This is a genomic window from Curvibacter soli, from assembly GCF_029211125.1.
GTDB lineage: Bacteria > Pseudomonadota > Gammaproteobacteria > Burkholderiales > Burkholderiaceae_C > Curvibacter_A > Curvibacter_A soli.
In genome coordinates this window covers 1-10,456 of sequence record NZ_JARGEN010000007.1, presented here as the reverse complement: position 1 = coordinate 10,456, position 10,456 = coordinate 1, and the positions used below count along the sequence as shown (strand labels likewise).

Here is a 10,456-nt window from a genome sequence, read left to right as displayed (position 1 = left end):
GGTTGAATCTATTGGCAGGTCGGGGCGGAAAATCCGGAATTTTGGCAAAAAGGTGTCGAACTTGTGAGGAATGCCTGCGAGAAGTTGACCACCACGAAGCGCCCGCCCGGCGGGTGCGGGATCATGTGCAGCCGGTGCGGCAGGATGAAGGCCAGCATGCCGCGCGTGAAGGGCCGCACCGCGCCACCGATGTGCTGCACGGTATCGCCCGCAAGGCTGGCCTGGATCTGGAAGTAATCGTGCCGGTGCGGCTCGGTCAGTGGCGGGCGCTCGCCTTGGTCGCGGATGTAGAAGTCGAGCCGGTCGCTGCGCTCCTGCATGCCATAGGTTTTGCCCGGCCGCCCGGTGCTCCCCTCGGGGGAATGGGGCGGCCACACGCAGTGAGGCCGACCAAACGGGGTGGTTTCATCCCTCCGCCACGGCGCTGGTGCGCGAACCGCGCCACGCGCCAATGATGGCGATCAGGCCGGGCACCAAGATCAAACCCCAGATGATCTTCTCCAGATTGGCGCGCACCCAGGGCAGATTGCCGAAGAAATAGCCCGCCGTGATGATGCCCCCCACCCACAGCACGGCCCCGGCCACGTTGTAGACGGTGAACTTCAGCCGCGACATGGCCGCCACCCCGGCCACGAAAGGGGCAAAGGTACGGATGAACGGCATGAAGCGCGCCAATACGATGGTGATGCCGCCATAGCGCTCGTAGAAGGCATGGGCCTGGTCGAACGCGCGGCGGTTGAAGAAGCGCGAGTCCTCCCACTGGAACACCCGGGCGCCGAAATGGCGGCCGATGCGGAAGTTGCACTGGTCGCCCAGCACCGCCGCGGCCAGCAGCACCGCCGCCGATGGCGCGGGGTGCATCAGCCCCGCGCCGCACAGCGCGCCAACGATGAACAGCAGCGAGTCGCCCGGCAGGAAGGGCATGACGACCACGCCCGTTTCCACGAACACGATCAGAAACAGCAGCGCATAGACCCAGGCGCCATAGCTGGCGACAAAGGCTTCGATGTAGCGGTCGATGTGGAGGATGAAATCTAGAAGCAGCGAGATGAATTCCATGGCAGCGGCATTATCCTGGCTCGCCCGCCAGACGGGTACAACCGGCCCGAAAGCGGCGCGCTTGCGCGTATGATCGGCCCGCTCGTCGCCTCGTCCATCTGGACGTGCGGGCATCCCGGCCATCAACCATGGCAGACCGGCCCCAGGGCCAACGCAAAGAACCAAGCAATTGAAGATCGCAGTTATCGGCTCCGGCTATGTAGGGCTTGTCACCGGGGCATGTTTTGCCGACCTGGGGGTGGACGTGGTCTGCGTGGACAGCAACACAGACAAGGTGCAGCGCCTGCAACGCGGCGAAATCCCCATCTACGAACCTGGCCTGAACACGATGGTGGAGCAGGCCGTTGCCAATGAACGGTTGCAGTTCACAACCGACATCGCACAGGCAGTTGCGGGGCGCAGCATTGTCTTCATCGCCGTCGGAACGCCCTCCTCCGAAGACGGCTCGGCCGACCTGGGGCATGTGCTGCAAGCAGCGCAGGCCATCGGGCAAACCATCGACGGCTTTACCGTGGTGGTGGACAAAAGCACCGTGCCCGTGGGCACCGCAGACCGCGTGCACGCGGTGATCGCCCGGCAATTGCAGGAGCGCGGCGTACAGCATGCGTTCGTGGTCGCGTCAAACCCTGAATTCCTGAAGGAAGGCGCGGCCATCGATGACTTCATGCGTCCCGACCGCGTGGTACTGGGCCTGCCGCCCGGCGAACTGGGCCTGAAGGCACGCGCGCTGCTCGACGACCTGTATGCCCCGCTCACCCGCAACCACCAGCGCACGCTGTACATGGATGTGCGCTCTGCCGAGCTGACCAAGTACGCCGCCAACGCCATGCTGGCCACACGCATCAGCTTCATGAACGAGCTGGCCAACCTGGCCGATGTGGTGGGTGCCGACATCGAATCGGTGCGCCAGGGCATCGGCTCGGACCGCCGGATCGGCTACGACTTTCTCTATGCCGGCCTGGGCTATGGAGGCTCGTGCCTCCCCAAGGATATTCGCGCGCTGCGCGACACCGGGCGCCAGTATGGCGTGCGGCTGGGTGTGATCGACGCAGTGGAAGAAGCCAACGCGCACCAAAAAAAAGTGCTGCTGCAAAAAATTACCACCCGACTGGGCGAGGACCTGACGGGCTGCCACTTCGCCTTGTGGGGCCTGGCATTCAAACCCAACACCGACGACATGCGCGACGCCCCCAGCCGCTACGTGGTACGCGAGTTGCTGCGGCGCGGTGCCACCGTGTGCGGCTACGACCCCGCCGCCATGGCCGAGGCACACCACGCTTTCGTGCACGACTTGGCTGACCAGCCCGACTGGCTGGCCCGCTTGCGCTTGACCGAAAGCGCCGATGCCGCCTTGGCTGGTGCTGATGCACTGGTCATCCTGACCGAATGGAAAGCCTTCCGCACCCCCCACTTCGGCAAGCTGCGCGCCGCGTTGCGTCAGCCGTTGGTGTTCGACGGACGCAATCTGTACCCTCCGCACCGCATGCAGGCGGAAGGTTTCGAGTACCACGCTATCGGCCGCTGCGGCCCGGCTTGAGCATGCACACCGAAACAACGCCCGCCGCTGGCGTAATGCGCCGGCAGTGGCTGGTGCCTGCCTTGCTAGCCCTGTTGGCGCTCATCTGGCTGGTGCCACTGGGCGGCCGCTCGCTGCTTCACACGGACGAAGGCCGCTACGCCACCCTGTCGCTGAACATACTGCTCAGCGGCGACTGGATAACGCCGCGCCTGAACGGCCTGTTGTATTTCGAGAAGCCGGCATTGCAGTACTGGATCGGCGCAACAGCCTTTCTGCTGCTGGGCATCAATGAATTTACCGCCCGGCTCTGGCCCGGGCTGGCGGGCCTGTTGACGGTGTTCGCCATCGGATTTACCGGCTGGCGACTGTGGGGGGCGCAGGCCGGCATACGGGCCCTGGCCATCGCGGCAGGTACGACCTGGATCATCGCCAACAGCCATTTCCTGACGCTCGACGCCGGGCTAGGATTGTTCCTCACCCTCGTGCTGTGCGCCATGCTGCTGGCCGAGCGCACGGGGATTTCCGCGCGCACGCAGCGCAACTGGGTGTGGTGCGCCTGGGCAAGCATGGCGGGCGCGGTGCTCAGCAAGGGACTGGTGGGCGTGGTCATTCCCTGCGGCGTACTGGTCATCGTCTGCCTGTGGCAGCGCGACGCAGGTCTGCTGCGCCGCATGCGATGGCTGTCGGGCACCCTGATTTTCCTGGCTATCGCTGCGCCGTGGTTCGTGCTGGTGTCGCTGCGCAACCCCGCATTCGCCGAGTTCTTCTTCATCCACGAGCATTTCGCCCGCTACCTCACCAACGTGCATCAGCGCGAGGGCGCATGGTGGTATTACCTGCCGCTGCTGCTCATAGGCTTGCTGCCGTGGACTAGTGGCCTGCCGTGGCTGCTACTACGCCGCCCCGCTGCACAGCCCTCGCGACAACACGAAGCCTTGCGTCTGCTACTCGCCTGGGCGGGCTTTGTATTCATATTCTTCAGCATCTCGCATTCCAAGCTGCCTTCGTACATCCTGCCGATGTTCCCAGCGCTCGCCCTGCTGTTGACCGAACGGCTGCGCCATGTCGCAAGCGCTACCGCACTGCGCTGGCACCTGGCCTTCCCAGCGCTGCTATGGATGGCCGCGCTAGTGCTGTCGCCCCAGTTACAACGCCTCATGTCGCCCGGCGTGGAGCCTCAAGCGGTGGCACAACTGGCCCTGGGGCTGCAAGTAGGCGCAGTGGTATTCCTGGCCGGGGCCGGCCTCGCATGGTGGTGGCTGGGCCAGCAGCGACTGACCGCCGCCTTGGTGGTGGTGGCATTCGCCCATCTGGTGGCCGTGCTGGTGGCAATGCAGTCGTACGACAGCTACGGCCAAGCCAAGAGCGCGGCCCGGCTATCGAAGGTGCTGCGCCCCTTGATCAGCGCCGACACCCCAGTGTTCGCGGTGCAGGACTATGACCAGACCCTGCCGTTCTACCTGGGCCGCAACGTGATACTGGTGAACTACGTGAACGAGTTCGAATTTGGCGAAAAGCAGGAGCCGCAGCGGTGGATTCCCACCCTCGACGCCTTCGTGCCCCGCTGGCAGGCCCTGCCCAAGGCTGCCGCCTACATGCCGCTTGCCACCTTGCAGAAACTGCAGGAACGCGGCTTGCCGATGCGCGTAGTGTTTGAAGACCGCACGCGCGCAGTGGTGGTGAAACCATGACGCGTTTCGATTTCGCCTGGGTCATGGGTGGCGTGGCGCTCAACGCACTGGCGCAATTGTTGCTGAAGGCAGGCGCCACCAGCGTCGGCAAAATCACCCTGGCCACCGACCTGCCCACGCTGGCGCGCACCGCCTTCACGCTGGCATTCCAGCCGGCCATCCTGGGCGGGCTGGGCTGCTACGCGGTCAGCGTGGTGCTGTGGGTTGTCGCGCTATCGCGGCTGGAGGTCAGCGTGGCTTATCCTCTGGTATCGATCGGCTACGTCATCAACGCCCTGCTGGCCTGGTGGCTGCTGGGCGAAACCCTGAACCCCCAGCGCTGGCTGGGCATCGCGGTCATCATCGCGGGCGTGGTGCTGGTGGCGCGCAGCGCGAGTGCGCCATGACGAATTCCATGGAAAAGCTGCCCTTTCTGCCTTTCACCCGCCCGTCCATCGACGAGCAGACCATTGCCGAGGTGGCGGACGTGCTGCGCTCGGGCTGGATTACCTCCGGCCCGCGCTGCCAGGCACTGGAAGCCGCGCTGTCGGAACGTTTCCAGGGCCGCCCCGTGCGGCTGGCGAGTTCGGCCACTGCGGCGCTGGAACTGGCACTGCGCCTGTGCGGCATCGGCCCGGGCGATGAAGTCATCACCACGCCGCTGAGTTGGGTCGCCACCGCCAACGTGATACTGGCCGTAGGTGCAACACCGGTGTTCGTGGACGTGGACGCCGCCACCCGCAATATCGACCTGGCGCGGATAGAAGCCGCCCTCACGCCGCGCACACGCGCATTGATTCCCGTCGATCTGGCCGGCTTGCCAGTGGACCGCGACCGCCTCAACGCGCTGGCTGCGCGACACAGTCTGCGCGTCATCGAAGATGCAGCCCAGGCCTTTGGCGCGCACTGGGCCGGGCGCGAGATCGGCAGCTTCGGCGATCTGGTGTCGTTCAGCTTCCACGCCAACAAAAACCTCACTACCGCCGAAGGCGGCTGCCTGGTGCTGAACAACGCGCAAGAAGCCCGCGCTTTCGAAAAACTGCGCCTGCAAGGCGTGGAGCGGTTTCCCGACGGCAGCATGGATGTCGAGCAATGGGGCGGCAAAGCCAACCTGACCGACCTGGCAGCCGCCATCGGGCTGGGCCAGTTGCGGCAGGTGGATGCCTTCAACGCCCGCCGCCGGGCGCTGGCCCAGCGCTATTTCGAACGTTGGGATACAAGTCTTGGCTTCGAGCTGCCGCCTGCCGATTTCGTGCAAAGCAACTGGCACATGATGCAGCCGCTGCTGCCTCGCGCGCTGGCACCCCGGCGGGGCGAATTCATCGAGGCCATGAAGGCGCAGGGCATCGGCGTAGGCGTGCACTACCCAGCCATGCATCTGTTCACGCTGTTGCGCCGCCTGGGTTGGCGGCAGGGGCAGTTCCCGGTAGCAGAGGACATCGGCGCGCGCACCCTTACGCTGCCGCTGTTCCCGGCCATGGCCGATACCGATGTGGATCGCGTCTGCGCCGCCATTGCCAGCGCTGTGCGCACACTCCAAGGCTAAGAGTCCGCTACTTTGCAGCCCACTTCACCCACTGCCGAGGCCGCCATGCCTGAAGTGCAGCTCAGCGTCATCATCCCGGTTTACAACGAAGAAGCCGGCTTGGCGGCGCTGTTCGCCCGCATCTATCCTGCGCTCGACGCGCTGGGCCTGCGCTACGAACTGATCTTCGTCAACGACGGCAGCCGCGACCGTTCGGCCGCCCTGCTGGCAGCGCAGTTCGAGCAGCGGCCCGACGTGACGCGGGTGATTCTGTTCAACGGCAATTTCGGCCAACACCGCGCCATCCTGGCCGGCTTTGCCCATTGCCGCGGCGAGCGCGTAGTGACGCTCGACGCCGACCTGCAGAACCCGCCGGAGGATATCCATCTGCTGTTGGCCGCCATGGACCAAGGCCACGACTACGTGGGCTCGATCCGCCGCCAGCGCCAGGACGCAGCCTGGCGGCATTGGGCTTCGCGCGCCATGAACCACTTGCGCCACAAGCTCACCGGCATTGTCATGACCGACCAGGGCTGCATGCTGCGCGCCTATGGCCGTAACGTGGTGCAGCTCATCAACCAGTGCAACGAGCTGAATACCTTCATCCCCGCCCTGGCCTACCAGTTCGCGCAACACCCGACCGAGGTCGTCGTCGGCCACGAAGAACGCAGTGCTGGCGAATCCAAATATTCGCTCTACAGCCTGGCGCGGCTCAATTTCGACCTCATCACCGGTTTCTCGCTGGTGCCGCTGCAACTGTTCTCGATGCTGGGCATGGCGGTGTCGCTGCTGTCGGGCCTGCTGTTCGTGCTGCTGGCAGGGCGCCGTCTCATCCTGGGGCCGGAAGAGGGTGGCACTTTCACGCTGTTCGCGCTGCTGTTCCTGCTGATCGGGCTGGCGCTGCTGGGCATCGGCCTGCTGGGCGAATATGTAGGCCGCATCTACCAGGAGGTACGGCAGCGCCCGCGCTACGTCATCAGTGCGATCCTGGAGCACCAGCCATGAGCGGGGCGGCAAGCGCCATCGTGTTCGCCTACCACCAGGTGGGCGTGCGCTGCCTGCGCGTGCTGCTGGACGCGGGCGTGCGCGTGCCGCTGGTGGTCACGCATGCCGACGCGCCGGGAGAGAACATCTGGTTCGACAACGTGGCGGCAGTGGCGGCAGAACACGGCCTGCCCTGTGTGACGCCCGAGCATCCCAGTGCATCCGAATTGCTGGCACAGGCCCGCGCCGCGCAACCGGACTTTCTGTTCTCGTTCTACTACCGGCAAATGCTCGGGGGCGACTGGCTGGAACTGCCCGCGCGCGGCGCTTTCAACATGCACGGCTCGCTGCTGCCACGCTACCGGGGCCGGGTGCCGGTGAACTGGGCCATCATCCACGGCGAGCGCGAAACCGGAGCCACCCTGCACGCGATGGAGGTCAAGCCTGACAGCGGCGCCATCGTCGACCAGTGCGCCGTGCCCATCCTGGGCGACGACACCGCATCCGAAGTGTTCGCCAAGGTCGTGGTGGCGGCGGAGATCGTACTGGCACGCAGCCTGCCCCGGCTGGTGGACGGCACGGCACGGTTGACGCCGCAGGAGCTATCGCAGGGCAGCTATTTCGGTGGCCGCAAACCCGCTGACGGACTGATTCCGGCCAGCGCCAGTGCGCGGCAGATGCACAACCTGGTGCGCGCGCTGGCTCCACCCTACCCTGGCGCCTTCGTGTTCATCGGAGGCCGGCGCCTGGTGATCGAACGCACCCAACTTGCCGCGCCGCCCACCGCCATCCCCGGCACCGGCCTGCGCCTGGCAAGCCACGGCGGCCAACTGTGGCTGCTGGCGGCGGACGGCAGCGCGCTGCGCGTGCTGCGCGCGCACTTCGACGGCGACGTTGCACCACTCGAACCCCAGCGGTTGGCGCAACAATACGCGGGCAGCACCATCACCATCGACGCCTGAGCGGCGTCCCTTTCGCATACTGGCTTACTGAAAATCCCATGCTCAAAGTTCTCATCGTCGGCGTCAACGGCTTCATCGGCCACCACCTCACGCAGCGCGTCATCGAAACAACCGACTGGGAGGTGTACGGGATGGACATGCAGTCCGACCGCGTGGCGCCCTGGATGAACAACCCGCGCTTTCACTTTTTCGAAGGCGACATCACCATCAACAAGGAATGGATCGAATACCACGTGAAGAAGTGCGACGTGGTGCTGCCGCTGGTGGCCATCGCCACGCCCGCCACCTACGTGCGCGAGCCGCTGCGCGTGTTCGAGCTCGACTTCGAGTCCAACCTGCCCATCGTGCGGCACTGCGTGCGCTACGGCAAGCGCGTGGTGTTCCCCTCCACCAGCGAGGTCTACGGCATGTGCGAGGACACCGACTTCGACCCCGAAAACTCAAACCTGGTCTATGGCCCCATCAACAAGCCGCGCTGGATCTACGCCTGCTCCAAGCAGTTGATGGACCGCGTGATCCATGCCTACGGCATGCAGGAAGGGTTGCGCTACACGCTGTTTCGCCCGTTCAACTGGATCGGCCCCGGCCTGGACAGCCTGCACACGCCCAAGGAAGGCTCCAGCCGCGTCATCACCCAGTTCCTGGGCCACATCGTGCGTGGCGAGCCGATCCAACTGGTGGATGGCGGTCGGCAACAGCGTGCCTTCACCTACATCAGCGACGGCATCGCCGCGCTGATGAAGATCATCGCCAACGAGGGCGGCGTGGCCGACCGCAAAATCTACAACATCGGCAACCCGAGCAACAACATCTCCATCCGCACTCTGGCCGAGATGATGCTGGCACTGGCCGCTGCATCGCCAGCCTACCGCGACGCGGCCCAAGCCGTGAAGCTGGTAGACGTATCGGCAGGCGACTACTACGGCAAAGGCTACCAGGACATGCAGCGCCGCGTGCCCGACATCCGCAACACCATGACCGACCTGCACTGGAAACCCGAAGTGGACATGCAGCATGCACTGGCCTCGCTGTTCGACTACTACCGCGCCTCGGCGGCGGCCACAACCGACCTGGCGGCCTGAGGGCGCATGGCCCGCATCGCGCTCAAAATTGACGTAGACACTTGGCGTGGCACCCGCGAAGGCGTACCGCCGCTGACCGCGCTGCTGCGCGAGGCCGGAGCTGGCGCCACCTTTCTGTTCAGCCTGGGGCCTGACCACACCGGGCGCGCCATCTTTCGAGCGTTGCGGCCCGGTTTTCTGCAGAAAGTCTCGCGCACCTCGGTGGTGGAACATTACGGCCTGCGCACCCTGCTTTACGGCGTGCTGCTGCCCGGCCCCGACATCGGCCTGCGCGAAGCCGCCACGCTGCGCGCCGTGCGCGCTGCAGGGTTCGAGGTCGGCGTGCATTGCTGGGACCACGTGCGCTGGCAAGACCACTTGCTGGCGCGCGATGCCGCCTGGGCGCACGCCGAGATGCGGCGTGCGCTGGAACGCTTCACGCAAATTTTTGGCACTGCAGCGCGCGTGCATGGCGCCGCGGGCTGGCAGTTCAACGAAGCAGCCGCCCATGCCGAGCAGGAAATGGGCATCGCCTACGCGTCCGACACGCGCGGCACCCATCCTTTCATGCCCGTGGCGGCATGCGGCGCGCCCATCGGTCCGGCGCAGTTGCCTACCACCCTGCCTACGCTCGACGAGCTGATCGGCCTGGGCGGCATCACCGAAGACAACGTGCATGAACACCTGCTCGAACGCACGCACAGCGCCACGCAAGACCATGTCTACACGCTGCACGCCGAACTCGAGGGCATGCGGCTGCAGCACGTGCTGCGCAGCCTGATCGCGGGCTGGCGCACCCAGGGCCATGCGCTGGTATCGCTGGCCGACCTGCATGCCACGCTCGACCCCGCCACGCTGCCACGGCTGCGCATCGCGCAGGGCACTATCGCGGGCCGCTCGGGCCTGCTGGCCTTGCAGGGCGAGCCAGTCGCCGCGTAAGCCCCTCCACCGACCGCACGCGGGCATACCCGCGTTGACACGCTGCCCGCGGCTACCAGAATAGCCCTTGCGCTCGCCCCCGGCATGCAGCCCCCAAGAGGGATGTGTGTCCCATGCACGGTAGCAAGGCTGAAGCGCCACCACGACGGGCGACAACATTGCGCCGAATGCGCTCTTTCAACCCGTCCCTTTTCGTCGGCGACACCTTCTCGGCGTATGCAGCCAGGGCATCGGCAACCGTCTTGACCGTATCCAGCTTCCCTGTCGCCGCAGCCCGCATCTCCGTGGTGCGCCTGGCCGCCCACACTCTACCGCCCCCGCTTGGTCGGGAGCGTTGCGGCGTCACGCTGGCCTTTCACCTTGGATCTGGATGCGCCACGAACCTGCGGCGGTTTTGATGGGGGTCGCCATTTGGGGAATCAGTGGGGGAAATATGGGGGGATGAATTGTGCATGACCGCGCGTCCAGCGCTCTGCGCCATCTTCATAGACGCTACTAACCAGTTGAAATGGTTAGGTTTTTCGTGTCCAGCACAGTCGTGAACATTTCAAGATGGTGCCCCGAGCCGGAATCGAACCGGCACGCTATCTTTCGATGAGCGGCGGATTTTAAGTCCGCTGTGTCTACCTATTCCACCATCGGGGCCCAGCACATCCACAGGATAATAGGACTTACGCAAAAGCCATGGAGAGCGATGGACTTCTGAGTTCCTGACGCAAGTAGTCTGAGAGCAACGA

The 10,456-nt window shown here is 65.2% G+C and carries 9 protein-coding genes, 1 tRNA gene and 1 pseudogene; 8 read left to right on the top strand and 3 right to left on the bottom strand.

Annotated elements, in window-relative coordinates; genetic code table 11:
• Positions 1-65 precede the first annotated feature (65 nt).
• Positions 66-320 (bottom strand): annotated as a pseudogene (locus PY257_RS01060) (AraC family ligand binding domain-containing protein); the annotation flags it as partial.
• An 85-nt stretch (positions 321-405) separates the two neighbouring features.
• Complete coding sequence (locus PY257_RS01055) at positions 406-1,059, bottom strand: DedA family protein (RefSeq protein WP_275737883.1); 654 nt, start codon at positions 1,057-1,059, stop codon at positions 406-408.
• Positions 1,060-1,228: 169 nt separating this feature from the next.
• On the opposite strand from PY257_RS01055, the gene PY257_RS01050 reads away from it, so the two are divergent.
• Genes PY257_RS01050 through PY257_RS01015 form a run of 8 tightly spaced genes read left to right on the top strand, consistent with a single transcriptional unit; the run spans position 1,229 to position 9,719 of the window.
• Entirely contained in the window at positions 1,229-2,596 is a 1,368-nt protein-coding gene (locus tag PY257_RS01050; protein ID WP_275737881.1) for a UDP-glucose dehydrogenase family protein, read from the top strand.
• A 2-nt stretch (positions 2,597-2,598) separates the two neighbouring features.
• Entirely contained in the window at positions 2,599-4,269 is a 1,671-nt protein-coding gene (locus tag PY257_RS01045) for a glycosyltransferase family 39 protein (protein WP_275737879.1), read from the top strand.
• Positions 4,266-4,655 carry a DMT family transporter gene (locus PY257_RS01040; RefSeq protein ID WP_275737877.1) on the top strand — a complete coding sequence of 130 codons (390 nt, stop codon included), beginning with the start codon at positions 4,266-4,268 and terminating at the stop codon, positions 4,653-4,655. The genes PY257_RS01045 and PY257_RS01040 overlap by 4 nt, the downstream gene beginning before the upstream one ends.
• Complete coding sequence (locus PY257_RS01035; RefSeq protein ID WP_275737876.1) at positions 4,652-5,794, top strand: DegT/DnrJ/EryC1/StrS family aminotransferase; 1,143 nt, start codon at positions 4,652-4,654, stop codon at positions 5,792-5,794. The genes PY257_RS01040 and PY257_RS01035 overlap by 4 nt, the downstream gene beginning before the upstream one ends.
• Positions 5,795-5,839: 45 nt before the next feature.
• Positions 5,840-6,778, top strand: a complete 939-nt coding sequence (locus tag PY257_RS01030) for a glycosyltransferase (RefSeq protein WP_275737874.1) — start codon at positions 5,840-5,842, stop codon at positions 6,776-6,778.
• Complete coding sequence (locus PY257_RS01025) at positions 6,775-7,719, top strand: formyltransferase (protein ID WP_275737872.1); 945 nt, start codon at positions 6,775-6,777, stop codon at positions 7,717-7,719. The genes PY257_RS01030 and PY257_RS01025 overlap by 4 nt, the downstream gene beginning before the upstream one ends.
• Before the next feature lie 38 nt (positions 7,720-7,757).
• Positions 7,758-8,801 (top strand): bifunctional UDP-4-keto-pentose/UDP-xylose synthase, encoded by a 1,044-nt coding sequence (locus PY257_RS01020; RefSeq protein WP_275737870.1) that lies wholly within the window; start codon positions 7,758-7,760, stop codon positions 8,799-8,801.
• Positions 8,802-8,807: 6 nt separating this feature from the next.
• Complete coding sequence (locus PY257_RS01015; RefSeq protein ID WP_275737868.1) at positions 8,808-9,719, top strand: polysaccharide deacetylase family protein; 912 nt, start codon at positions 8,808-8,810, stop codon at positions 9,717-9,719.
• Positions 9,720-10,272: 553 nt separating this feature from the next.
• Here the strand turns inward: PY257_RS01015 and PY257_RS01010 are convergent.
• A tRNA-Leu gene (locus PY257_RS01010) sits at positions 10,273-10,364 on the bottom strand.
• Positions 10,365-10,456: the final 92 nt, after the last annotated feature.